Genomic DNA, 25,757 nt, shown 5'->3' with positions numbered 1-25,757 from the left:
ACTTGAGGGCAGCTCTCTGGCTAGCCGTATAAATTCGAATCTCGTACATACTTATATGTCATCGGAGACTTGGACGGGAGGGAACGGGACATGAGTGTGGAGCAGCACGCAACGATTAATGCGGAACGGCTGAACCGGCATATCGAGGAGCTGGCGCAGATCGGAAGGATTGGGGAGACCGGCGTATGCCGGCTGGCTTTGTCGAAGGAAGACAGAGCCGGCGTAGAGCAGGTGAAGAGCTGGATGGAAGAAGCGGGAATGAGCGCAAGAATAGATCCTTTTGGCAATCTGATCGGCGTATATAGAGGAAAACATCCGGAGCTTCCGGTCCTTATGCTTGGCTCCCATGTCGACTCCCAGCCTTACGGCGGACGGTATGACGGGGCTATCGGCGTTCTTGGAGCGATTGAAGCCGTGCAGACGATGGCGGAAAAAGGCATTATGCCCGAAATGGACATTGAAGTCGTCGCTTTCTGCGATGAAGAGGGCTGCCGCTTCAACAAAGGGTTATTTGGCGTCCGCGGCATGACGGGCAAGCTTGAGGAAGGGGAGCTTGACCGGACGGACAAGAATGGCGTAACTCGCCGGGAAGCCTTGCTGGAATTCGGCTGCGACCCGGCAGAGTTTGAAGGATATACATTCGAGGCGGGCAGGATCGGCGCGTTCCTGGAGCTTCATATTGAACAAGGGCCGGTGCTCGAAGCGCTGGATTCGCCAATCGGCATTGTAACCGGCATTTCCGGTCCGCTCTGGTGGACGGTTGAGCTGAACGGCTTTGCCGGACATGCGGGCTCGGTGCCCATGCCGATGAGGCGGGACGCGCTGGTTGGAGCGGCCAAGGTAATCGTCGCTCTTAACGACCTCGCCCGTCTGGAAGACGGGGCTTCGACGGTGGGGACGGTAGGCTCGCTGTCCGTATTCCCGGATTCGCGCAACATTATCCCGGAAAAGGTGACGTTTACGGTTGACCTGCGGGATATCGTGCTTTCCCGCCGGAACGAGCGGGAGCAGCAGCTGCTGGATACCATTCAGGATATCTGCGATGAGCATGGCCTGCAATATCTGATCCGGGAGGATACGAACAGCGAGCCGCGGTATTGCGCGGAATGGATGAAGGACATCTTGCGGAAGGAAGCGTCCGGCATGGGAATGAAGCCGCCCGAGCTGATGAGCGGGCCGTTCCACGATTCGCTGACGATGTCTTACGTGACGGATTACGGCATGATTTTTGTCCGGTGCAAGGACGGCATCAGCCATAACCCCAAGGAGTATTCGTCTCCGGAGGATATCGCGCTGGGTGCGGAGCTGCTGTACCGGTCGGCTGTACGCATTGCGAGCGGGAAAGGGAGGAGAAGCGATGAGTAAGGTAACGATTGGGCTAATTCAGGCATCCCATGACGTACATGGCGATGAACCGGTAGAAGCTCACAAGAAGGCTGCTATTGAGAAGCATATTCGTCTCGTACGCGAAGCCGCTGCCAAAGGCGCTCAGATGATCTCGCTGCAGGAGATTTTCTACGGCCCGTATTTCTGCGCGGAGCAGATTCCCAAATGGTATGACGCGGCGGAAGAAATTCCGAACGGTCCTACAACTAAGCTGTTCCGGGAGCTTGCCAGCGAGCTGTCCGTCGTTATTATCCTTCCGATTTATGAGCGGGACGGCATTGCGAGCTACTATAACACCGCTGCGGTCATTGACGCGGACGGCGCTTATCTCGGCAAATACCGCAAGCATCACATCCCGCATGTAGCGGCAGGCGACGGGGGATGCGGCTTTTGGGAGAAGTATTATTTCAAGCCGGGCAATCTGGGTTATCCGGTATTTGATACGGCTTACGCGAAGGTTGGCGTATACATCTGTTATGACCGGCATTTTCCGGAAGGGGCGCGTGCGCTTGGGCTGAACGGGGCGGAGATTGTTTTTAATCCGTCCGCGACGGTTGCGGGAACCTCGGAATATTTGTGGAAGCTGGAGCAGCCGGCTCATGCTGTGGCGAACGGCTATTACATAGCGGCTATTAATCGGGTCGGGTATGAAGCGCCTTGGAATATGGGAGAGTTTTACGGACAGTCGTATTTGGCGGATCCGCGCGGCTCAATCGTCGCCATCGGCAGCCGGGATAAAGATGAGGTTGTCGTCGGCGTGATGGACAAAGAGCTGATCCGCGAGGTGCGAAATATTTGGCAGTTTTATCGGGATCGCAGGCCGGAAACGTACGACAGCATCATAAACCTATAATAAGCGCTGAGGGAAGGGGGATGAACGGATGACTGCAACGTTTATATCCGCAGAATCTTTGCGGCGCAATTTTGCCGAGGTGAAAGCCGGGATGAAGCCCAAGGAAGCGATCGAGGAGTCGAACCGCTGCCTGTATTGCTATGATGCACCGTGTATCAAGGCTTGTCCGACAGGCATCAACATTCCGTCCTTTATCAAGAAGATCGCCTCCGGCAACATGAAAGGCTCGGCCCGCGCCATCATGGAGGCGAATCCGGTCGGAGCAAGCTGCTCGCGGGTATGCCCGACGGAGGAGCTCTGCGAAGGAGCTTGCGTGCTTAATCATTCGTCCAAGCCGATTATGATCGGGGATTTGCAGCGTTACGCGACCGATTGGGCAATCCGCAACGAGCAGGTGCTTTTCAAAGCGGGAAGCAGCAACGGGAAAAAGGCCGCTATTATCGGAGGTGGACCCGCAGGCTTGTCGGCGGCCAGGGAGCTTGCCCGATTCGGCTTTGCGGTCACCGTGTTCGAAGCGAAGGAGCAGGCAGGCGGCCTTGATACGTACGGCATTGTAAGCTTCCGATTGCCGCAGGAAATCTCGCTCTGGGAAGTCGAGCAGGTCAGGCAGCTTGGCGTAGAGATCCGTACGGGCGTAAGGGTTGGGATTGATATCAGCATCGAGGAAATCAAGCAGCAGTACGATGCGATTGTGCTGGCCATCGGCATGTCCAAGGTGCCTAAGCTGGGAATCGAAGGGGAGGAGCTCCAAGGCGTGCATGACGCGATCGAGTTCGTGGAATCAACGAAATCGTCTATCCGGACGGACTTTGCGGGGAAAAAGGTTGCCGTTATCGGTGCCGGCAATACCGCCATTGACGCGGCGACCTGTTCGGTTCGGCTTGGAGCGGACGAGGTAACGATTGTCTACCGCAGGACTTCCGCGGAGATGACGGCCTACGATTTCGAATACGACTTTGCGAAGCAGGACGGCGTTAGGTTCCAATGGCTGACCGCGCCAAAGCGGATCGTTGGAGATTCGGCGGGCCATGTTACGGCGCTTGAATGCACGCTGATGAAGCTTGAAGAGAGCGGCGGCCGGATCCGGCCGGTGCCGGTGGAAGGCTCGGAGTTTTTTATGGATGTGGATGCGGTTGTTCTTGCCATTGGTCAAACGCGCCATATCGGCTTGATCGAGCAGCTTGGCCTTACGCATAAACGCGGAATCGTTGCGATTGATCCGGTTACGTTCCAAACGTCCGATCCGCAGGTGTATGCGGCCGGCGATGTGATTTTTGGCGACGGGCAAGGGGAAGCAATGGTTGTGTCGGCGGCGCAGCAGGGCAAGAAAGCGGCGTATGCCATCTATTGGCAGCTGGTGAAGGAGCAGGAGGAGACGGCGTAATGGATGCTTACGAGGCAAGAATCACCACCAATGGCTTAGATTAACCATTTTTATGGCAATTCTTTTTAGGAGGGAACGCGATGGCTGATTTGCGTATCAATCTGGCGGGCATATCCTCGCCGAATCCGTTCTGGTTAGCGTCGGCGCCGCCAACGAATACGGGCTACCAGGTGCAGCGGGCTTTCGAGGCGGGTTGGGGCGGAGCGGTATGGAAGACGCTTGGGGATCCGATTATCAATACCTCGTCGAGGTTTGCGGCCGTGCATTTTAACGGGCAGCGCGTGGCGGGCTTCAACAATATCGAGCTGATTACGGACCGGCCGCTTGAGGTCAATCTGAAGGAGATTTACGAGACGAAGAAACGGTTTCCGAACCATGCCGTCGTGGTGTCCCTCATGGTAGAGCCGAAGCGGGAGAAGTGGCATGAGATTGTAAAAAAAGTCGAGGCCGTAGGCGTAGACGGACTGGAGCTGAACTTCGGCTGTCCGCATGGCATGGCGGAGCGCGGCATGGGCTCGGCCTCCGGCCAGCAGCCGGATCTCGTTGAAGCGCAAACGATGTGGGCGAAGGAAGCGGCCAAAACGCCGGTCATCGTAAAGCTGACGCCCAACATTACGGATATTACGGCCACTGCCAAAGCGGCGGTTCGAGGAGGTGCGGATGCGATCTCGCTCATCAATACGATCAACTCGCTGGCCGGGGTGGATCTCGATACCTGGAACACGATCCCGCATGTCGGAGGCAAAGGCGCTCATGGCGGCTATTGCGGTCCGGCGGTGAAGCCCATCGCGCTGAACATGGTGGCGGAATGCGCGCGCAATGCTCATGTTAATGTGCCGATTTCCGGAATTGGAGGCGTCTCCAATTGGCGCGACGCGGTCGAGTTTATGCTGATGGGCGCAACGGGCGTGCAGGTCTGTACGGCGGCTATGCATCACGGCTTCAGCATCGTGGAGGATATGATTGACGGGCTGAGCAACTACCTGGACGACAAAGGATTATCTTCGGTTACCGAGCTGATTGGCAAATCCGTTCCCCGGTATTCGGATTGGGGCGATCTTGATCTGAACTATCAGGTGGTTGCGCGGATTCATGAGGAGAACTGCATCGTCTGCAACAAATGCCATATTGCCTGCGAGGATACGTCGCATCAATGCATTGAGCGCCTGACAACGGATGACGGCCGTGCTTACCTGAAGGTGCGGGAAGAGGATTGCGTCGGCTGCAATCTTTGTTCGATCGTTTGTCCGGTGGAAGATGCGATCTCCATGGTCGAGATTCCTTCCGGCGAGCTGCCCATGTCCTGGAATGAGCGCCAGAAGGCGGTTGCTTCCGTCGGCGATTCCAATCAAGCGCAAGACGGCGCGAGCAAGGAGGCGGTATAAGCGATGGGTACGAAAATCATACGAAACGGCACAGTAGTAACCGCAGCGGACACGTATCAAGCGGATGTGCTTATTGAGGACGGCGTTATTAAGCAGATTGGCCTCGGCCTTGCGGCGGAGGGGGCGGAAATCATTGACGCAGCGGGGAAATACGTGTTCCCGGGCGGGGTAGATCCGCATACCCATCTGGATATGCCGTTTGGCGGGACCGTGACGGCCGATGATTTCGAGACGGGGACAAGAGCGGCGGCCTTTGGCGGGACAACAACGATTATCGATTTTTGCCTGACGGACAAAGGAAAGCCGCTAAGCGAGTCGCTTCGGAAGTGGCACGCGAAAGCCGGCGGCAAAGCCGTTATCGACTACAGCTTCCATCTGATGATCAGCGAGATCAATGAAGCCGTGCTGGCGGAGCTGCCTTCCATCGTGAAGGACGAAGGGATTACTTCGTTTAAGGTATTTATGGCGTACAAAAACGTGTTCCAAGCGGATGACGGAACATTATACCGGACTATGTTATCGGCCAAGGAGCTTGGCGCCATGGTGATGGTGCATGCCGAGAATGGCGATGTCATCGAGTTTCTGGTAGGGAAGGCGCTTGCCGAAGGGAATACGGACCCGATCTACCATGCGCTCACCCGGCCGTCCGCCATCGAAGGCGAGGCAACGGCACGCGCGGCCGCTCTAGCCGAACTCACGGGAGCAAGACTGTATGTCGTGCATGTCACCTGTGCGGAAGCGGTGAAGGCGATCAGCGAAGCGAGAACCCGCGGCGTTGACGTATGGGGCGAGACCTGCCCGCAATATTTGGTGCTCGATCAGACGTGCCTCGCGCTGCCGGATTTCGAAGGGGCCAAGTATGTCTGGTCTCCGCCGCTCCGGGAGAAGAGCCATCAAGAGGTGCTCTGGAATGCGCTTATAACGGGTTCATTGCAGACGCTGGGCTCCGATCAATGCTCCTTTAACTTCAAAGGGCAGAAGGATCTGGGGAAGGGCGATTTCAGCAAAATTCCAAACGGAGGTCCGGTCATTGAGGACCGATTCTCGATCTTGTATTCGGAAGGAGTTGCGAAAGGCCGGCTGACGCTTAACCAATTCGTGGAGATTGTCTCGACCCGCAACGCCAAGCTGTTCGGCTTATTCCCGCGCAAAGGGACGATTGCCGTCGGCAGCGACGCGGATATCGTTATTTTCGATCCAACGGCGGAAAGAACGATCTCGGCGGAGACTCATCATATGAACGTGGATTACAACCCCTTTGAAGGGCTGCGGGTGAGCGGCGTGCCGGAAAGCGTATTGTCGCGCGGCGAGTTTGTGATACGGAATCAAGCTTTCGTAGGGGAAGCGGGGACGGGGCAATTCCTGAAGCGCGCGACATATAAGCAGGACAATGCGGGCGCCAAAGAACAGGTTGAACAGCTGTAAGCAGTGATAAGGATGCAGGCGGGAAGAGGAAGACATTCAACGGAGGTGCTTACTTATGTCCGCTTACCAGGAGTTTCTCGAAGAGAAGCAAAAGCTGGATGCTTATATCGGCAGGCAGTTCAGAATTCATAACGTAGTGGAGAATTTGAGCGGCGCAACCATCGAGCTTGTTCATCCCGGCGGGGAGAGCGCGGTGCTCCAGCTGCTCTCCGCGGATGCCCGGAAATATATGTCCAATCTGGTGGTGAAGCAGCTGGCTTCCTCCGGTTGGAACGATGCCGGGTAACTATTAAACTACTGGATCGCTCCGTAGGTGTATTCGTATGCATGTAATGCGAGCTCAATAGCCAGCCGTTTGTCCGCAACAAGGTAGTCATCCCCTAACAGCGACGCTATTTTCTCGAGCCGATGATAAAGCGTCTGCCGGACGATAAACAGCTCCTTGGCCGCATCCTGCTTGGAGCCGGACAGAGAGAGAAATACCTTCAGCGTCTTGAGCAGCTGCCCGTTTTTCTCCTGATCGTACCGCGCCAGCGGGCCGATATATTCCTCGATGAGGGCGGGCAGCATTCCGGTCTTCTTGAGACCCGATATGATCCGGTACGTGTGCAGATCGTTGAAAAAAGGCGAGCTCAGCGGTCCGATATCCGTCTGGATCGCAACCGTCTCTTGCGCGGACTCGTAGCCCTCCTTGGCGCGGGACAGATCGGTCAAATATTTGCCGATGCCAAGCGTACCGGCGAATAGGGACGTGTCCGGGTTAATTTCGGTTCTTTTCAGGCGGTCAATGGCGCGGAGCAGACGGTCCTTCCACTTGAGCTGCTTCATCTGATCAATAAGGACAAAGACGATATGATCATGAAAAATAGCGGGGAGAAGAAAGTAGCCTTCGCCTTCGAAGATGGCACGGGCTACCATGTTTTTCTGGATAAGCAGCTCTTCGCCTTCCTTCCACTCCGCCAGCTTCACGTTCAAACGGAATACGCAAACGGTCAAGCCGTACAGCTTGGCGGCGGGCTTAATCGAGCCGATATACTCCCGGACCTCCTTCTCGGCATGCTTGCCGCTCAGCCAATCCGTCACCCACATTTCATCCTTGTAGCGCCGTCTCTCCTCCATATATTTGGTACGCATCATTTCTTGGGCGACAGCGGTAGCGCAGCGGTCTAAAGCGAGAATCTGAAATTCGCTCAGCTCCTGCTCCGACTGCAGCAGCAAATCGGCAAACAGATGGTCCAGGGCAAGAATCGGGCGGTGCGCGAGACCGCGCTTCTGGTCGGGGGTGGCAAACATTTCGCCGTAAATCCATTGCTCGTAGAAGCTGTCTGCTTTGGCTTTGGGCATAGGCGGAACAAACTCTGCTTCGGCATTTAGCGGGAAGAATGCGACTTGGGTGCCGGTCGAGTGGTGGAGAAGCTTAAGCAGCGGCACAATGCCTTTGCCGGAGAGCAGCAGCTGGTTCAGCTTGGTGGAGAGTGCTTCGAGCTCGTAGACCATGCGGTGATGCTGATCGATGAAGTAAGCGTGCAGGTCTTGGGTAATGTCGATATAACGAACCTCCTCGTGAAAAAAAAGGAGAGGAAAGTTCTCGCTTTTAGCCAGCTCGATCATGGCATCGGATGGCTTTTTGGTGTAGGTGCCGAGCTCGATGCAGAGGCCGGAGGCTCCGGAATCGATGAGCTGCCTGAGGAAGGATAGGCTTAGCTCCTCGTCGTCATGCCAGCCGATGCCGGTAGAGAGGATCAGCTCATTGCCGCTTAGAAGCTTGCCAATCTGGGTAACTTCCATAATGTGGACCCATCGTACGGTGCGACTCAGCGCTTCTTCGCTTGCGATCGCCTCCGCCTTCTGAAACAGCGGGCGCTGCAGGATGTCTCTAACGGTTAGCTGCATTAACGTTTCAACCATGGACATTCACCGCCCTAACGTGGAATAGTGGGGGAATCTTTCTTCGATAGGCCTCGATATTGGTTTTCTCACATTATACAAGAGGTTAGAATCGGCAGGCAACGTAACGCATAGCGGCAGGTGGATAAGGAGAAAGGGAGGGAGCGTATATGGAGATTGGGGTTCCGAAAGAGAGAAAAAGCTCGGAGCATCGCGTTGCTCTGACGCCCGGCGGCGTTTATGAGCTCGTGAGGCATGGGCATCGCGTGTTTGTGGAGACGGAAGCGGGAGCGTCCTCAGGATTTTCGGATGAACAGTATCTGGCGGCTGGAGCTATAGTTGTGGCGGATGCGGATGAAGCTTGGTCAAGGGATATGGTCGTGAAGGTGAAGGAGCCGCTGAAGGAAGAGTACCGGCATTTCCGTGAAGGGCTGGTGCTGTTTACTTATTTGCATCTGGCCGCGGAGCGGGAGTTGACCGAGGCTTTGGTGCAGCATAAAGTGACGGCGATCGCTTACGAGACCGTTCAGCTGGCAAGCGGGCAGCTGCCGCTGCTCACCCCGATGAGCGATATCGCCGGAAGAATGGCGGCTCAGGTCGGAGCGCAGTTTTTGGAAAAGGTGCATGGAGGCAGAGGGATTCTGCTGGGCGGCGTTCCCGGCGTGCGGAAAGGGCGCGTCGCCATTATCGGCGGCGGCGTTGTAGGAACGGGCGCCGCGCAGATTGCGCTTGGACTTGGCGCCGACGTGTCCATTATAGACCGAGATGCCGATAGGCTGCGGGCGCTGGAGGACCGGTTCGGCGGCCGGGTGCAGACGCTCGCCTCGCATTCCCGGCAAATCGCCGAGGCTGTAGCCGAATCGGATCTTGTAATTGGAGCGGTGCTGATTCCCGGCGCCCGTGCGCCAAAGCTAGTGACGGAGGACATGGTCCGCGCCATGCCGGCAGGCTCGGTTATCGTAGACGTCGCCATTGACCAGGGCGGCAGCGTGGAGACCATCGACCGGATTACGACGCATGCCGAGCCGGTCTTCGAGAGGTTTGGCGTCCTGCATTACGCCGTCGCCAACATGCCGGGCGCCGTGCCGTATACGGCAACGGCGGCACTAACGAACGCCACGCTGCCGTACATGCTCGCGCTTGCCGACCGCGGCGTCCGCACCGCGCTTGCCGGCAGCGAGCCGATCCGGCGCGGCGTGAATGCCATGGACGGCTGCGTCACCCATGAAGCCGTCGCCGCCGCGCATCAAATGAGCTATACCCATGTGAGCGAGCTGCTAAGCTCATCGATCGCGTGAGAGAGCCCCCGTGAGGCTGGATTGTTCCAGCTTGCGGGGTTCTTTTTTGCCTAAGAGGGGTGCGCCGCTTGCTTGGCTTCCGGCTGTAAGGCTAGAAATACTCTAGAAAAAGCAGCTAATCCGGCAGTGAAAGGTTGGAAACCGTCTATCAGGCTGTCGGTAGGACTCTAAGGGGGCTGAAATAGGCCCGGCGTCGCCTCATGTATAGCCGATTTCACGAGGTTAAGGTCCCTTAGGGCCCTTAACCTGGCTCGCATAGGCAAGAAAAAAGCTCTTAAGGTCCCTAAGGGACCTTAAGGAACCGCGAATAGCCCGGCATCGCCGCTTGTATGGCTGATTTCACGAGGTTAAGTTCCCTGAGGGCCCTTAACCCGGCTCGCACGGGCAAGAAAAAAGCTCTTAAGGTCCCTAAGGGACCTTAAGGAACCGCAAATAGGCCCGGCGTCGCCGCATGTATGGCCGATTTCACGAGGTTAAGGTCCCTTATAGGGTCCTTAACCCGGCTCGCACAGGCAATAAGAAAGCTCTTAAGGCCCCTAAGGGACCTTAAGGAACCGCAAATAGCCCGGCATCGCCACCTGTTTGTCCGTTCCGGACTTACTTCCGAATCTCTTGCGAGCGCGCAGCAACGGCACATCCTCCAATCATTTATTCTACGATTTTCCACATTCTCAATAATTTCTTCATCTACCATTTACGTTCCTCAAACACTTGAAAACTATAATCGCTAAGTATGCCTAGCATTCGATAGATAGAGAGAAGAAGGAAGCCAAGCAATAGGGAGAGAGGAGACACATGTGAAATTACACAAAAAAGCTGGGGTTGTACTAGCCGCATTTTGGCTGTTTGTGACCGTAATGGGCGGAACGGCCGAGGCGCATTTCAGCTCGACGGGGTTCTCGGATATTACCGTTAAGGATAAGAACCTGGAATACAGCTTGTTCTTGCTGGAGAGGGAATTGCTTGAGGCTATGCCACGACTTGATGGCAACGGTGACGGCAAGCTTTCAGAAGACGAGCTGTCCAGTGAAAACGACGCGCTCACCGCGCTTGTTCATGACAAGCTTATCGTCACGGGAAACAGCAAGGTTGGCACGGGAGTTGTACTCGCAGCCAAACAGACCGAAAAAGCAAAAGTGCCGATGATCGAGATCGACATCAACTATGATTTTGCCGAGCCTGTCGACCGGTACATGGTTCAATATAACTTTTATGACGGAACAAACCCCGATCACCGCAGCTATGCCACCATCCGGATGGGGAAGCAATCCATCGTGCAGGTGATTAACAGCTCGAACAATATTTTGCAGATGGAAGGCTACCATGGAACGGATGCGGCAAGCTCCGATGCGGGCACCGCTCAAGGGGATGCTGATTCGAAGCCATTAGCCGCTTCATCCACGTGGACAAGCGTCCTGAAAGATTACGTGACGATGGGGATGGAACATATCTGGTCGGGCGCCGATCACATGCTGTTCCTCTGCGGGCTAATCCTTGCCTCGGGCACAAGCGGCTGGACGATGCTGAAGCTGGTCTCGGCCTTTACGGTTGGACACAGCATCACGTTGGTTCTATCCGCGATGGATCTGGCGTCGTTGTCACCGCTTATCGTGGAGCCTCTTATTGCGCTCAGTATCGTCTTTGTAGCTTTTGAGACGATGTTCCGCAAAAGATTCCCGCAGCTGCAAGGCAAGCAGATTGCCGTCACGGTGTTGTTCGGGATGGTGCATGGCTTTGGCTTTGCGGAGATTTTGCACGGAACGATGTCGGGCAACATTGCATTGCCGCTCTTCTCCTTCAATCTTGGCGTTGAGATTGGCCAGCTCGTTGTACTGGCGATCGTCATACCGATTCTGTGGTTGATCCGGAAGCTGATTACAAGCTCACGCAACCGTCAAATCTGGTGGACGTATGCGACCTCCTCGGTGGTTGGTTTAATGGGGCTTTATTGGCTGATCGAACGCCTGATTTCAGACTTCACGATGTAACAACCTATCTATTCATTCAGAAGGAGTGTTTCCTATTATGGTAAGCAAGAGATACAAGAAATGGATCTCTAGCGTTCTGCTGGCAAGCATGCTCATCAGCTTGTTGTCCTCTGTAGGCGTTGTTGCGGCTGCAGAAGAAAATACCGTGCCGGAGCTGTTTGTCTCCGAGATTCATCCCGACGTAGCGGGTACGGATGATTACGAGTTTTTCGAAGTATACAATAACTCGAATAAAACGATTCGTTTGAACGAGTATACATTCCTGTACCGTTATCCGGACCCAACAGCTTCCCCGGATGCAACGTTCAGCTTCGGTGAGAAGACGTTGGACCCGGAGCAGGCAATGGTGTTTTGGTATAATCCCAAAAACTTTGCTCTGACAGATTTTAATGCCAAATACGGCGTAAGCCTGACGGACAGCCAGATCGTCCAGGTGACAGGCTTTAACGGATTCTCCAATTCGGCTGACCGCGCGGTTGTCATTAAGAACAGCCAAGGAACGGAAATCTCGAGTTCCAGCTACACGGCCTCTACAGATGTCGGCGCCGGTCTAGGCGATCACTACATGCTGCCGGCAGCAGGTGGTGTGCAGACCGACAAATTTGCGGTGAAATCGGCTCCAACCCCGGGCACGCTGGCAGCGGGCCAAATTCCTTCGGTTCACTACCAATTCCCTGAAGGCCCGGTTAACCAGGCGCCGGTTATTACCCATTCTCCGGTAACGGCAGGAAGCAGTGAACAGGACCTTACGATTACGGCGCAAATTACGGATGCCGATGACACGGCTACGGCGGCGGTCTTTTACAAGAACCCGTCCGACGCTGCGTTTACCTCGGTACCGATGAGCAATACGGGCGGTTCGGATTTTTCCGCGGTTATTCCAAAAGCTTCTCTTACGGGAACCGAGCTGCAGTACTATATTGAAGCTGCGGATGCGGTTAACCATGTAAAATCGTCTACATACACGGTTGCAATCGAGCAGCATAACTTTGATTACTCGAAAGTGCCTCCCATGCTTATTACGGAGCTTGTACCGGATAGTGCAAACATAAACGTTGACGGGAAAGACTGGGACGCTTACGAATTTGTCGAGCTGTATAACAATACGACTCGTCCGATTTTATTAAGTGATTACAAGCTGCTCTATCGTTATACGGATTCTTCAAAGCCGGACGGAATATGGGAGCTGCCAAGCACGGCGGTTATTCCTCCTCTAAGCAACGTTGTATTATGGGTCATGAACGGGGCTAATAAAGATCTTAAAGCAGAAGATTTTAACGCCAACTATAAATCGTCCCTTGTAGAAAATACAAACCTGTTCCGCATCGATGGCGGCGACGGTATGGCTAACGGCGGCCAGCGCAAAATCGTTATCGCATCGAAGACGGGCAAGGAAATTTCCGAGGCATTTTATGAGACAGATCAACAGACTGTCGCGAACAAAGGGATATTCTATCAATATCCGGTAGATGGCACCAACAAGATGAAGCTGGTCAACGCAGGCGTTAATGCAGCAACTCCGGGTAATGTCGAAGCAACCCTGCTTCCGCTTCAACCGGCTCCAGCCATTAATGAACTGCCTGTTATCACGCATACGCCACCCGCATCCGGGAGCATCGATAGTGACCTGATGGTACAAGCAGCCATCGTGGACTCGGACAGCAGCTCTGTAACAGCATCGTTATACTATAAACTTGGCGATTCGGCAGAATACACTTCCATTTCAATGACAGCCGGAGACAACGACGTGTTCTCGGCGAACATTCCGAAGGAAGCTTTTACCGACTCCCAGCTGCAATATTATATTCAAGCTAACGACGGTATCGATACGGTCAAATCGAATACTTACACGGTAACGATTGAGCTTGGCAACGTAGATTTCTCGAAGCTTCCTCCTCTGATGGTGACGGAGATTGTTCCGGACTCCACAAACGTAGGTACGGCGGACGGCTACGAGTTTGTCGAGATCTACAACAACACGGACAAAACCGTTAACTTTAAAGACTACAAGATCCAATACCGTTATACCGCTTCGGGACCGGATGCCGATGTGGTCTGGCCGACGGATTCGGAGGATCTGCTTATTCCTTCGAAAAAGACGCTGGTGTTCTGGGTCATCAACAGCCAGAACAAGCAAAAAACCGTTGCCGACTTCAACGCTAACTACGGCACGAATCTTGTAGAAGGCACGGATATCGTCAAGATGTACAGTGACGGCATGGCAAACGGCGGCGGACGCGGCATTGTTATTGCATCGAATACGAAGACGGAAATCTCGGCCGTTTATTACGACACGGACGCGGAGACAGTTGCGAACAAAGGGATTTTTTACAAATATTCGCCAACCGGCAGCACGCAGATGGTCAAATACAGCGCCGGTACGGAAGCGGCGACACCGGGCTCCGCAGCTCCGGTTCAGGTACCTGTCATTACCGTTAAGACGCCGGTGGATACATTAAATCCTACCTATAAGGATTTGACGGCAACGCCGGAAATCGACAAATCGAAAAACCTCTCGATCGTAGCGGAAGCCCATGACGAGAACAATGTTAAATCCGTAGCTCTCTATTACAAGAGCAACCTGGATGCGCAATATACGAAGCGTTACCTGGCGGAAAGCTTTGACGATACGCTGTATCACTACACGATCTACTCGCCGGAGCTGATCGGCCGCGATTACATCGAGTATTATTACGTTATCTCGGATGGCCAGAATGAAGTAACGACAGATAAATACCGCACAAACGTGACTGGCAATACGGATCATTCGCCGCTGCGCCTGAATGTCCAAGACGGGGATTTCCTTGCCGGCATTAAGGTGCTGAAGGCAACAGCGGAGAGTGCGCCTGCTTCGGAGCTTCATCTGTCCATCGATCAGACTGAAGCGACAGAAGGAACGTACAGCGCGGTTGAGCAGGATGCCTACTTCGCTTTCGAAGCGAACGGCGTTAACTACTATTTTAAGAACGGCGTTACGATGGGAGACGAAATTCTGTCGATCTTCCTGGATCCGATCAACACGTATACAACGCTGACGGTACCCATCGCGGCGGAACGCCTGAAGGGCGGAAGCAACATTATCTCCATCCGTGCAGGCACAAAGGCATCGCCGTTTGATGACCGCCCGGAAGAGAACAAGGATGATTTCACCGTACGTAATGTAAGACTTGTATTTGCGGACGGTACGGAAATCTTTGACGATCGTTACAAAAACCGGGATACCGTTATCCCGATGGGCGACAGTGCCGGCAAAAATCCGGTTGTAGATTTCAACTTTGTTATTCCGGATGAGCTGCTTGCATCGAAGGCTTACGCTCTGGATACAACAAAGCTGACGGACGGCGATCATACCGTAAAAGTGAGCCACTCCCAGTACGGAGAAAAGGCCGCGGTTGTGAAAGTGGATAATACCGCGCCAGCCGTTACAACAACGATTCAAGACGGAAAAGAATACCGCGGTGCGTTCACGATTGACGCTGCCGCTCAAGACGCGTTGTCCGGCGTGGATAAAGTACAGGTGTGGCTCGACGAGACGCCAATCGCAATCCCGTATGCAACGGCCTCCAAGGATTTGACGGGCGGAGAGCATGTATTCAAAGTCCAGGCAACCGATAAAGTCGGCAACGTAGCCGTGAAGGAAGTTACCTTCTCCGTACCGGACGAGAATCCGCTCAAGCCGGAGCTGGTGTCGCCAACGGATGGTGCAACGGGTACTGACCGCAACGCGGTTCTGTCCGTTAAAGTGAAGGATCCTACGAATGACAAAATGGATGTTTCCTTCTACCAAGGCTTTAAGTATGACGGAGCCAATAAAGACGGCTTTATGGGCTTCCGCAACGCAGCGGATGTCGAGCCTCCGAAGGAAGTTGCTCCTGCCGGGGAACAAGCGATGACGGATGAAGATTATTCGCTGATCGGGTCAGCTGACGGTCAATATCTCACCGATGATTCCACGGAGAAATTCCCTTATCAGCGGTTCCAGGTGCAGCTTGATCCTTCCGTGAAGGATACGGACCAGATTGAACTGAGCTGGAAAGGAAAATCGCTGGAAGGCCGTAAAGTCAGCATGTATGTATGGAGTCCGTCCAAAAAACAATGGATTAGCGTAGATTACAAAGTAGCGGGCGCGGAAGACTTTACGCTTGGCGCATGGGTTACAGCCGGAGAATTTGCGGACAATCATACGCTGCAGGTAATGGTCCAGGACGAGCTGCCGGCATCGCAAGAAAACTATGATTTCTCGTTTGCCTGGATGTCCGATACGCAGTATTACTCGGAAAGCTATCCGTACATTTACGAGGATATCGTCAACTGGATTGCCGACAACAAAGAGAAGAACAAAATCAAATACGTCATCCACACCGGCGATATTGTCGATGAAGCGGATAAAGAAATTCAATGGCAGCGTGCGGATAAAGACATGAAGGTGCTGGAAGACGCGAACATTCCTTACGGCGTGCTTGCCGGCAACCATGACGTTGACCATCAGCTCGGCGCTTACGATTACTACTGGAACTACTTCGGGGAAGACCGGTTCAAGGATCAGCCGACTTACGGCGGTTCCCTGGATAACAACCGCGGTCACTATGACCTTGTATCCTCGAACGGCAATGACTTTATTATGGTATACATGGGCTGGGGGATCCGCGATTCGGATATCGACTGGATGAACGAGGTGCTGGCGAAATATCCGGACCGCAAAGCGATCCTGAACTTCCATGAATTCCTGCTTGTATCCGGCAACCGGGCTCCGATTGCGGATAAGATTTTTGAAGAGGTCGTGCAAAAGAACAAAAACGTATTTGCCGTCCTTTCCGGCCACTACCATGACTCCAAGCTTCTTGTAAGCGAACTGGACGACAATGGCGACGGCCAGGCAGACCGCAAGGTTTATCAAATGCTGTCCGACTACCAAGGCGGCCCGGAAGGCGGTCAAGGCTATATCAAGCTGCTGCAGTTCGATATCGCCAATGACAAAATGTACGTAAAAACGTATTCGCCGTACATGGACGACTATAACTTCTACGATCCAAGCGATACGACAAAACAAGAAGAATTTACGCTGGATGTGGATCTGACACCGCAAGTAAAACGCGTATCGACCGACTACATGGGCGTGAACGTTTATTCCAATCAGCCGATCGGCAAGGCAGATCAGGTAACAAGCGGTGAGCAGGCGTCCGTGAATTGGAGCGGCTTAAACGCCAATACCAAGTATCAATGGTACGCGGTAGCCGAAGATGCATTCTCCGGCAAGACTTTGTCCGACATTTGGAGCTTTAAGACAGGTACATCAGCTGCCGATCAAACGGCTCCAACCTGGAACAACGGAAGCCTAACCGTATCGAATATCGGCAAAACCTCGCTGAAGCTGACCTGGACAGGAGCTTCAGATGATGTAGGCGTCGCAGAGTACAAAGTCTATAAGGATAACGTAGAACTCGCGAAGGTATCGGGTACGACTTACGAAGTAACAGGCTTGACGGCAGATACTTCCTACTCATTCAAGGTAGAAGCGGGAGATGCTTCCGGTAAATGGAGCACGAACGGACCGGCGGCGACGGGCAAAACAACGGCCGATTCCGGTACGACTCCTCCTGTGGAGGTGCCTGGCGGCGGTTCGGGCAATGGCGGACAAACACCGGTGAAAACCTCCGATGGCGTCAGCCTGGAAGGAACAACGAACGGTTCTACTCTGACCGTAACGGCTAAGGCGCTGAATCAGGCAATCGATATGATTGCGGGACAAAAAGGCCAAACGATTGAAATTACGGCGGATTCCACGCAAGCCGTAAGCGCGGAACTGCCAGCACGCGTGCTGCTCGAAGCGTTGAAAAAAGCACCGAATCTGACGATTTCGGTTCATATCGGCGTTATGAGCTATGATCTGCCGATTAGCGCCCTTAATCTGCCAGCTACTATTGGCACGGACGCTTCGATCGTAATCAAGATTGATCCGGTAGACAGCACATTGTCGAGCACGATGAAGGATAAGGCAGCACAATCCGGTGTCAAGCTGGTTGGTACTCCGGTTGAGTTTAGCGTCATTATTCAATCGAACGGCAATACGCAAGAAATTCATGATTTCGGCAAGACGTATGTATCCCGTACGCTCGACATCAACCAGACTTTGGATGCTTCGCATTCCACAGCGGTGATGTACAACGAGGCGACTGGCACGTTTACATTCGTGCCGGCAACCTTCAAAACCGCAAACGGACATACGATTGTGACGATTCAACGTAACGGCAACAGTATTTATGCGGTTGCGCAGCTGAGCAAAACCTTCAGCGACCTGAGCAAGCATTGGGCAAAGGCGGATATCGAGCTGATGGCCTCCAAGCTGATTGTCAAAGGCACCAGCAACGATAAATTCGCTCCTAATGCCGTTGTAACGCGCGCTGAATTTGCGGCTATGGTCGTTCGTGCGCTTGGTATCTCCGAAGATCAAGCAGCAGCATCCTTCAAGGATGTAAGCAGCAAGGACTGGTTCGCAGGCGCGGTAGGCGCAGCGGTGAAAGCAGGCATTGTAAAAGGCTACGAAGGCAATAGCTTCAAGCCTAATGCTTCGATTACCCGCGAAGAGATGGCGGTAATGATCTCCCGTGCTCTCGCGTTTACAGGCAAGCAGCCAGCCGGCGCTGCCGCGCAGCTGAATGCCTTCAAGGACAAAGCTTCGATCGAAGCTTGGGCGAAGCAGGCAGTCGCGCAAGCGGTTGAAGCGAAGATTATCGAAGGCAAGACGGGCGGCAAATTTGCACCGGACAGCAAAGCGACCCGCGCGGAAGCAACCGTTATGCTGAAGCGACTGCTCGAATACGTAGATTTTATTTAAAGTAATGTGTGCATGAAAAATAGGTCAGCCAGACTTTTCTGGCTGGCTTATTTTTTTGTCGATTTTGGTGACAGGGCAATATGAGGAAGCCGATGAGTAACGACGAATAGGCGTATTGTATGGTATACTTTCTTAACCTAACGATTGTTGAAGGGAAGACCATTTCGTGAATAATTCGGTTCAAATAAAAGCGTTGAAACATGGCAATCTCCTGCATTACGAGTGGAACACCGATCTGCTGGAGGAAGGGGACGGCTATGTGTTTGTTCTTGGCCGTTACGGCAGGAAGCTTCAGCATCATACGAAGAAATCCGTGTTTACCGTAAACAACTGGTCCATCGAGTTTTTCTCGAGCAAGCATTGGTTCACCGTCAGCGCGGCTGTTGTAGACGGCAAAATTAATGAATATTATTGCAATATCAATCAGCCTGCCTTGATGAGCGGCAGCGAAATATCCTTTGTTGATTATGATCTGGATCTTGTCCAGCGCGGCGGCGAATGGATGGTTATAGATGAAGACGAATTTGCCGACAATGCGATTAAGTTCGGATATCCGGAGCAGCTGATGAAGCAGGTCAGGGAAGAGCTGGCCGGGCTGCAGAAGCGGGTTGCGGAGCGGCAGTTTCCTTTTGACGGAACCATTGAACGGTTAATGGCCCGCATTCCGGACCGGCAAGCAAATATTACAAATCCGACTGTATAAGAAGGAATTTAGCGCGGGATGTAGAAGTAAACAAGAAATTATTCCACTACTACTATGGACGTTAAGGATGAAGAACGATGCTTAAGGATAAAATTTTGAACAGACAGGCGGGCATCATCACCTACGGCATGACTCCGCCTAAATCAAGCCACACGCCGGAGAAGCTGGCCGAAATTTCGGAAAAGCAGTACGAGCGTCTGAAAAACCTCGACATTGACGGCTTAATTCTGTATGACGTTCAGGATGAAGCGGACCGGACGGATGAGGAGAGACCTTTCCCCTACCTGGAAGCGCTGGATCCAACCTCGTACAGCAAGAATTATCTGAACTACTGGAAGGTTCCCAAAATTATTTACCGCGTGGTTGGCAACAACTCGGAAGAAAGCTTCGCGGAATGGCTGAAGCAGGATGCCGAAGAAGACCGGTTCTCGGTCTTTGTGGGTACTTCCTCAAGCAAGCAGCAGACTACGATGAAGCTGCCGGAAGCCTATGAGCTCAGCAAAAAACTGAACGACCGGTTAACGCTGGGCGGCGTCGTTATTCCCGAGCGCCACATGAAGAAAAACGACGAGCATCTCCGCATCAGGGATAAGGTAGACGGCGGATGCAAGTTCTTTATTTCGCAGGCCACCTTTAATGTGGAAGCATCGAAGAATATGCTGTCCGACTACTACTATTATTGCCAAGAGCAAGGCATCGAGACCGTGCCGATTCTGTTCAACTTAGCACCATGCGGGTCGCAGAAAACGCTCGAGTTCATGAAGTGGCTGGGCATCAGCATTCCGAAGTGGCTGGAGAACGATCTGATTAAGTCCACCGATATTTTGGACAAGTCGGTTGCGCTGTCGCTGAAAATCTTCGAAGAGCTGTTTGAGTTCGGCATCGAGAAAGGCATCCCGATTGGCTGCAGTATCGAAAGCGTATCGACGCGCAAAGTCGAGATCGAAGCTTCGGTGCAGCTGGTGAAAGACATTAAAACGATGATTGACCGTAAGCTTGGCGTTCACGCCATTGTATAAACCAAAGGCCGCTGTTAAAGCCGGAGCTTGTTAAGAGCCCCGCTTGAACAGCGGCTTTTTTCCTCTTATAGCCTCCTTTTTTAATGTAAACCTATCCCCTTAATGCCTGTCATCTAGTAGGGAATATCCCATTAAATAGGGTAATTCCATAGATCGAATATTGACATACCAAGACAATATCTATCGGATCAAGCCGTATCGTCAATTCAAAGCCAAATGATGCTTAGATTACCATAGTTATAATAATTATTTTCGAAAATAAAATTATCACGTGAAAAATATGAAATTTATAATACAAATGATTATCAAATAATTTATTTAGAATAATTAACTAAAATAATTGATAAAAACAACGTGCATTTACTATTTCTTTAAACGTTTTTTACATTCGCCAAATTATTCTACTCTATTATGATGCAGAAGCATGAGGTAGAGTAGGAGGAATCGGGAGTGAAGAGAAGTTATAAGCTGACAAGCCGTATGTTGGCCGTCGTGACGCTGTGGACATCCGTAGCTGCGTCCGGCGGTTATTTCATGGTGCAGCAGGCTAATGCCGGAACATCCGCCGAGAACGTGTTTGCAAGAGCGGGAGTCACCGCAACCGCAAACGGTTATGTATCGGATGCGTTTGCGCCTTCCTTGGCCATTGACGGACACAGAGAGAGCGGTGAATGGGTATTCCAAGGCAACGACGGTCTGCCAATGGCGGACAATCCGTATTGGCTGGAGGTGGATGCCGGCGCGGAGGTCAGCGTAGAGAAATTTATCATTGGACATGCCGGAGCAGGCGGCCAAGAGGAACCGTACAACACGAAGGATTTTACGATTGAAACAAGCGATGACAATGTCAATTGGACTCCTGTCGTAACGGTAACCGGCAACACCGAAGACACAACAACGCATGAGCTGGACACGCCGGTGACGGCCAGGTACTTCAAGCTTAACATTACGAATCCGGGTGAAGTGGATGCCGATACCGGATTTTACGCCGCACGGATTTACGAATTTGAAGCCATTGGCTTCGATCGAAGCGAGACGGCTCCTGAAACGCCTGAAAATACGAATCAAGGGACTACCTCCGATTCGGTCGCAGCAGCGAGCGATGCGCAGGGCTTGCTCGGCGAATATTACCTGAACACGGGTTCGGGCAACGATTTTGCATTCGGCGATTATAAAGCGACAACGGTAGACTCGCAAATTAACTTTACGGACCTGAATCCGGTATTAAAAGGGATGACGGGCGTTGAGGATGGCGCCAACGTGCGCTGGACCGGCCAGATCATGCCGCCGGAGTCCGGTGACTATACCTTCTACATGATGGGCGACAACGGCTTCCGGGTATGGATCGACAACCGGCTTGTGATCGACCATTGGGTGAACGACTGGGATAAAGAACAGACAAGCACCCCGGTTACGCTCGAAGGCAATCGCAAGTACGATATCAAGATCGAATATTTCGAGGACTTTGGCGGTTCCAATCTGTATCTGCGCTGGTCAACGCCAACGCTCGCCAAGGAGATCATTCCGGGCAACGCCTTCTATCTCCCGGCAGAGTATACAGGCCCTAAGGCGGCAAGCGTTGCCGCAGACGGAAAAACCGTCTCGCTTAGCATGCTCTCCGGGCTTGGCGAGCTGCCTGCTGACTTGAATAATCACCTTACCGTCATGGCGAACGGGCAACCGGTATCCGTACAGCAGATTGCAGCCGGCGAAGATTCCTCAAGCTTGACGTTTAGTCTGGCGAAGATTGTTCTTCCTGGTCAAACCGTCTTCCTTGCTTACGACGGTCAAGGCAATCTGAACTATGCGGACGGAACAGCCGTCAAGGCGTTTGCGTTTAGTCCTTCCAACTTTTCCGAGGTAACGGACTACTCGCCGATCGCAATCGCGATGTCGCTCTACGGCAGCGCGAAGACGAACCGTTCCTTTGCCTGGTATACCCCTTACGACCGTCCGCAAAGCGCTCCAACGAACATTAAGGACAGTATCGTTGAGATTGTGCCTGCGGCGGAAGGATTTGATTCGCCGAATAAAATCCGTGTAACAGGCAAGCCGGAGGATACGCGGGTTCTCAACAATCTGAAGATTACGAGCAGCACGACGGGCTCGTTCATCAGCCACAAAGTGCTTGTTGAAGGACTGACGCCGGGTACGGCTTACAAGTACCGGCTTGGCGCTGACGGCTACTGGAGCGAGACGGGGTCTTTTACAACGGAGAGCGATAACGAGAATGACTTCAACTTCTTGTATCTGACCGACTCGCAAGGCTCCAATTCGCAGGATTACGATGTGTGGGGCAACACGATGGAGCAAGCCATCACGAAGTTCCCGGATGCGAAGTTCCTGCTGATGACCGGTGACCAGGTGGATGCGGGCGCGCTTGAATCGCAATGGCTGGATTACTTCAAGAAGCCGCAGTCGATTCTGATGAATCTGCCGCTGATGGCTGCTGTCGGCAACCACGAAGGTCCGTATAACGACAACTATTACTACCATTTCAACTATCCGAACGATTCGATCAAGAACCCGCTGCCGCCGGGCAGCGTGTACGCGTATGACTACGGCGATGCGCATATCATGGTGCTTAACACGATGGATATCGGCTGGGACCAAGCTCAGAAGGATTCCTTCGAGCAGGAGATTGAATGGCTGAAGCATGAGGTTGCGGCGACGGACAAGAAGTGGAAGATTGTAGCGTTCCACAAAGCGATCTATTCCGTGGGTAACCATGCGCTCGACAGCGATATTCTGGCCCTTCGTCAGAAAATGTATCCGATCTTTGACGAGTTGGGCATCGACGTTGTCCTGCAAGGCCATGACCATACGTTTATGCGTTCCTATCAAATGTACAACGATAAGCCGGTTCAGAATGTACAGACGGATGCGCAGGGCAGAGCCCTTAATCCGGACGGTACGCTCTACATGATCAACAATTCGGCGGCAACCAAGTTCTACGATGTCAAAGACGGCGTTGACCGCTACTATGCGGCTGTCTACCAGCAGCCGAAGAAAGCCATCTTCTCCGGCGTCAGCATGACGGATAACAGCTTTACGATTAATTCCTTTATGACAGGCGAGACCACTCCGTTCGATACGTACTCGATTGTACGCGAAGACGAGAAGCCGAAGCCGGTTGAGCAATTGGAAGTAAGCAAATCGGAGGACGACAAGCGGACCATTACTTGGAACAAGCCGCAGGACGAAGGCGTACGAGGCTTCCGTATCTACGAGAAGAACGACAAGCTGGGCATGAACTGGAACGTGTACATTCCAACGGTTGAGGGTCAGGACAGCTACCAATATGTCGTTGACAAAGACAAAACCAATCTTGATCAGTCCTATCAATTCGTTGTGAAGGCCGTTAACAAACGCGATAACTCGGAAGCGAAAATCGCCGTCAGCGCGGGCAACCAGCCGGCTGCTCCTACGGCACCGGTCGTGGACGATGCGCATAACTCCTTTGGCTGGACCAACGTGAAAGGTTACGATGCGGTAACCAACTACGAGTACAGCGTAGATAACGGCAACACCTGGAGTCCGGCTACGGCTAACCCTCAGCCAATCGCGGATGGCGACTATGCGGCCGGAGCGGTGCAGGTTCGCGTCGCGGCGAATGAATCGCTTGGCGTTATGGCCGGTATGCCGCTTGTATCGACAAAGGCATTCACGAAGAACGATTCCCGGGATACCTTCCTGCTTACGGGTGAAATCGAACGCGGCCAGCAGCTGAAGGTCAGCGTGAATGTCGAGCAGCTGAGGGACTACGAAGAGGATGCTTACGTGGTGTTCCAGCTGATGAAGGGGGAGAGTCCGCAGCCCATTCTCGTCAGCGCCGTACCGCTCAAGAAGACCAAGCTTACGATGACACAGTACTTCAATGAGACCGGTAAGGATTACAAGGTGAAGGTATTCGTCGTGAACAAGTTCGACAGCAAGAACGAAACTCCGGTTCAATTGGCGAGACCAATGCTGTTCCAATAACGGCTGGAAAGAGAGGATCATGTGCAGTGAAAAAAGTTTTGGCAGCCCTACTGGCGTTGTGTATTGTTGTCCTGCCGGCAACCGGCTATGCGGCTGCAGCAGCCTTTGCGCTTAATATTAGCGCGAAGGAAGTGCTGCGCGGCGGCGAGATTACGTTCTCCGGAACGGCAGAGGACGATGTCGTCCTGAAGATCATCCGTCCGAACCGGACAACCTTCTATATGGATGTTATTGAGCCAACTAACGGCACTTATACCGCAACCATTACCATTCCCGAGACGCAGGATTTTGCTCCTTGGGGCGTGTATAACGTTACGGCAACCAGCGGCTCTACTACGGTGAACAAGACGTTCTCGGTTGTTGAAGGGTCGGGTGGAGGCTCGAATCCGGGTAACGGGGGGACCGTAACGCCTCCGGCATCAACCATTCCCGCCGATGCCGGCGATTCGACGGGCTCTACCATCAAGCCGGAGCTTGGCAAAGACGGCTATCTATTCGGCAGCGGCACTTTAGCTTCCGCCGCTAACAGCGCGCAAGGCTCCATTACGGTAGAATTGCCTGCGGCAACTGGCGAAACGGGCAGCGCGCTGAACTTCCCGGCAGAGACGCTGAAGACACTCAAGGATAAGAACCTGGATCTGATTGTGACTTCGGGAAGCTCGACGATCCGATTCCCTGCAGGTTCAATCGGGACATCCGATACATCGGCAAGCTCGCAGGTCCGCATTGTCGTAAATACGGTTCTGACAAGCGATGCCAAGAATGCCGTTAACCAAGCGCTTCAATCGAACCCGGACTACGTCTCGACTGGGATTGTGCTTACGGCAACTATTCAAGTGATCAACGGCAGCAGCGTCACGGAGATTCATAACTTGGACAAGCCTGCCGAAGTAGCCCTTAAGCTGACGGACGAGCAAGCGAAGCAGATCCATTCCGGTCTGGCTGGCGTTTATTATGTGAACGGCAAGCAGCTTGACTATGTCGGCGGCAAGCTTGAGGGCAATACGTTCAAGTTTAATGCCCGCCATTTCTCGACGTATACCATTTTGGAATACAGCAAAACATTCGTTGACGTGCCGGCTGGCCATTGGGCGGAAGCAGCCGTGAAATCCTTGAGCGCCAAGCACATTGTATCCGGCGTGGACCAGCAGCATTATGCGCCTAACCGCAACATTACGCGCGCGGAGTTCGCGACTATGATGATGCGCGCGGTGGATTACACGGGTAAAGCGGCTGACGCGGCGGCAGCCAATCCGTTCAAGGATGTACCGGCTAGCCAATATTACACCGATGCGGTAACGCGCGCGGCTTCGCTTGGCATGATGTCGGGCTACGGAGGTTCGTTTAGACCAAACGATCCGATTACGCGCGAAGAAGCGGTCGTTACGCTTGTACGGACCGTTAAGTACTTTGAAGTAAAAGATACCGGCAAAGGTGCGCCTGCATTCGCGGATAAGAAACAAATCTCGGCTTGGGCCAACACCGCTGTCGATCAGGCTTGGAAGCTTGGATTAATCGAAGGCGACGGCAAGCAGTTCCATCCGAAAGCCGCTCTGACACGCGCGGAAATCGCCGTTATGATCAACCGGCTGATGCCGTAAGAAAGACGAAAG

14 protein-coding genes are annotated in these 25,757 nt (G+C 53.2%); 13 read left to right on the top strand and 1 reads right to left on the bottom strand.

Translation table 11 applies throughout. The features are described from left to right. Window positions 1-90 precede the first annotated feature (90 nt). The 6 genes from FHT67_RS17235 to FHT67_RS17210 all read left to right on the top strand — a co-directional run bounded on the left by FHT67_RS17235 (window position 91) and on the right by FHT67_RS17210 (window position 6,719). Window positions 91-1,365 carry a M20 family metallo-hydrolase gene (locus FHT67_RS17235; RefSeq protein ID WP_167200225.1) on the top strand — a complete coding sequence of 425 codons (1,275 nt, stop codon included), beginning with the start codon at window positions 91-93 and terminating at the stop codon, window positions 1,363-1,365. Beyond that, window positions 1,358-2,239 carry a nitrilase-related carbon-nitrogen hydrolase gene (locus tag FHT67_RS17230; protein ID WP_167200222.1) on the top strand — a complete coding sequence of 294 codons (882 nt, stop codon included), beginning with the start codon at window positions 1,358-1,360 and terminating at the stop codon, window positions 2,237-2,239. The genes FHT67_RS17235 and FHT67_RS17230 overlap by 8 nt, the downstream gene beginning before the upstream one ends. 28 nt (window positions 2,240-2,267) lie before the next feature. Continuing rightward, complete coding sequence (locus tag FHT67_RS17225) at window positions 2,268-3,623, top strand: NAD(P)-dependent oxidoreductase (protein ID WP_167200219.1); 1,356 nt, start codon at window positions 2,268-2,270, stop codon at window positions 3,621-3,623. 80 nt (window positions 3,624-3,703) lie between these two features. Beyond that, complete coding sequence (preA, locus tag FHT67_RS17220) at window positions 3,704-5,008, top strand: NAD-dependent dihydropyrimidine dehydrogenase subunit PreA (protein ID WP_167200217.1); 1,305 nt, start codon at window positions 3,704-3,706, stop codon at window positions 5,006-5,008. 3 nt (window positions 5,009-5,011) lie between these two features. After that, complete coding sequence (gene hydA / locus FHT67_RS17215; RefSeq protein WP_167200215.1) at window positions 5,012-6,433, top strand: dihydropyrimidinase; 1,422 nt, start codon at window positions 5,012-5,014, stop codon at window positions 6,431-6,433. Between the two features lie 55 nt (window positions 6,434-6,488). Continuing rightward, the gene (locus tag FHT67_RS17210; RefSeq protein WP_132307679.1) at window positions 6,489-6,719 is read left to right on the top strand and encodes a hypothetical protein; all 231 of its coding nucleotides are present in this window, start codon (window positions 6,489-6,491) and stop codon (window positions 6,717-6,719) included. An 8-nt stretch (window positions 6,720-6,727) separates the two neighbouring features. Here FHT67_RS17210 and FHT67_RS17205 read toward each other — a convergent pair whose 3' ends face one another. After that, the gene (locus tag FHT67_RS17205) at window positions 6,728-8,341 is read right to left on the bottom strand and encodes a PucR family transcriptional regulator (protein WP_167200213.1); all 1,614 of its coding nucleotides are present in this window, start codon (window positions 8,339-8,341) and stop codon (window positions 6,728-6,730) included. A 149-nt stretch (window positions 8,342-8,490) separates the two neighbouring features. Here FHT67_RS17205 and ald point away from each other — a divergent pair, with 149 nt between their 5' ends. From ald to FHT67_RS17170, 7 genes are all read left to right on the top strand, one after another. After that, on the top strand, window positions 8,491-9,618 hold the full coding sequence (gene ald / locus FHT67_RS17200) for an alanine dehydrogenase (protein ID WP_167200211.1): 1,128 nt from the start codon (window positions 8,491-8,493) through the stop codon (window positions 9,616-9,618). A 797-nt stretch (window positions 9,619-10,415) separates the two neighbouring features. After that, complete coding sequence (locus FHT67_RS30545; RefSeq protein ID WP_167200209.1) at window positions 10,416-11,606, top strand: HupE/UreJ family protein; 1,191 nt, start codon at window positions 10,416-10,418, stop codon at window positions 11,604-11,606. Window positions 11,607-11,643: 37 nt separating this feature from the next. Continuing rightward, window positions 11,644-18,441, top strand: coding sequence for an S-layer homology domain-containing protein (locus FHT67_RS17190; RefSeq protein ID WP_167200207.1), 6,798 nt, complete (start codon window positions 11,644-11,646; stop codon window positions 18,439-18,441). A gap of 166 nt (window positions 18,442-18,607) precedes the next feature. Beyond that, entirely contained in the window at window positions 18,608-19,144 is a 537-nt protein-coding gene (locus FHT67_RS17185) for a DUF402 domain-containing protein (RefSeq protein WP_167200204.1), read from the top strand. Between the two features lie 77 nt (window positions 19,145-19,221). Further along, on the top strand, window positions 19,222-20,163 hold the full coding sequence (locus FHT67_RS17180) for a methylenetetrahydrofolate reductase (RefSeq protein WP_167200201.1): 942 nt from the start codon (window positions 19,222-19,224) through the stop codon (window positions 20,161-20,163). A gap of 450 nt (window positions 20,164-20,613) precedes the next feature. Next, window positions 20,614-24,144, top strand: a complete 3,531-nt coding sequence (locus tag FHT67_RS17175; RefSeq protein WP_167200197.1) for a PA14 domain-containing protein — start codon at window positions 20,614-20,616, stop codon at window positions 24,142-24,144. A 26-nt stretch (window positions 24,145-24,170) separates the two neighbouring features. After that, complete coding sequence (locus FHT67_RS17170; protein ID WP_167200194.1) at window positions 24,171-25,745, top strand: S-layer homology domain-containing protein; 1,575 nt, start codon at window positions 24,171-24,173, stop codon at window positions 25,743-25,745. The last annotated feature ends 12 nt before the right edge of the window (window positions 25,746-25,757 follow it).

The sequence above is a fragment of the Paenibacillus sp. BK720 genome (genome assembly GCF_011761545.1).
GTDB lineage: Bacteria > Bacillota > Bacilli > Paenibacillales > Paenibacillaceae > Pristimantibacillus.
The sequence above is the reverse complement of the archived record's forward strand: the minus strand, read 5'-3'. Positions and strand labels throughout refer to the sequence as shown.

Coding starts and splice junctions, on each gene's coding strand:
- hydA (WP_167200215.1), top strand. CDS start 5,012: ATGGGTACGAAAATCATACGAAACGGCACAGTAGTAACCGCAGCGGAC.
- ald (WP_167200211.1), top strand. CDS start 8,491: ATGGAGATTGGGGTTCCGAAAGAGAGAAAAAGCTCGGAGCATCGCGTT.
- preA (WP_167200217.1), top strand. CDS start 3,704: ATGGCTGATTTGCGTATCAATCTGGCGGGCATATCCTCGCCGAATCCG.
- FHT67_RS17210 (WP_132307679.1), top strand. CDS start 6,489: ATGTCCGCTTACCAGGAGTTTCTCGAAGAGAAGCAAAAGCTGGATGCT.
- FHT67_RS17205 (WP_167200213.1), bottom strand. CDS start 8,341: ATGGTTGAAACGTTAATGCAGCTAACCGTTAGAGACATCCTGCAGCGC.
- FHT67_RS17180 (WP_167200201.1), top strand. CDS start 19,222: ATGCTTAAGGATAAAATTTTGAACAGACAGGCGGGCATCATCACCTAC.
- FHT67_RS17235 (WP_167200225.1), top strand. CDS start 91: ATGAGTGTGGAGCAGCACGCAACGATTAATGCGGAACGGCTGAACCGG.
- FHT67_RS17225 (WP_167200219.1), top strand. CDS start 2,268: ATGACTGCAACGTTTATATCCGCAGAATCTTTGCGGCGCAATTTTGCC.
- FHT67_RS17190 (WP_167200207.1), top strand. CDS start 11,644: ATGGTAAGCAAGAGATACAAGAAATGGATCTCTAGCGTTCTGCTGGCA.
- FHT67_RS17230 (WP_167200222.1), top strand. CDS start 1,358: ATGAGTAAGGTAACGATTGGGCTAATTCAGGCATCCCATGACGTACAT.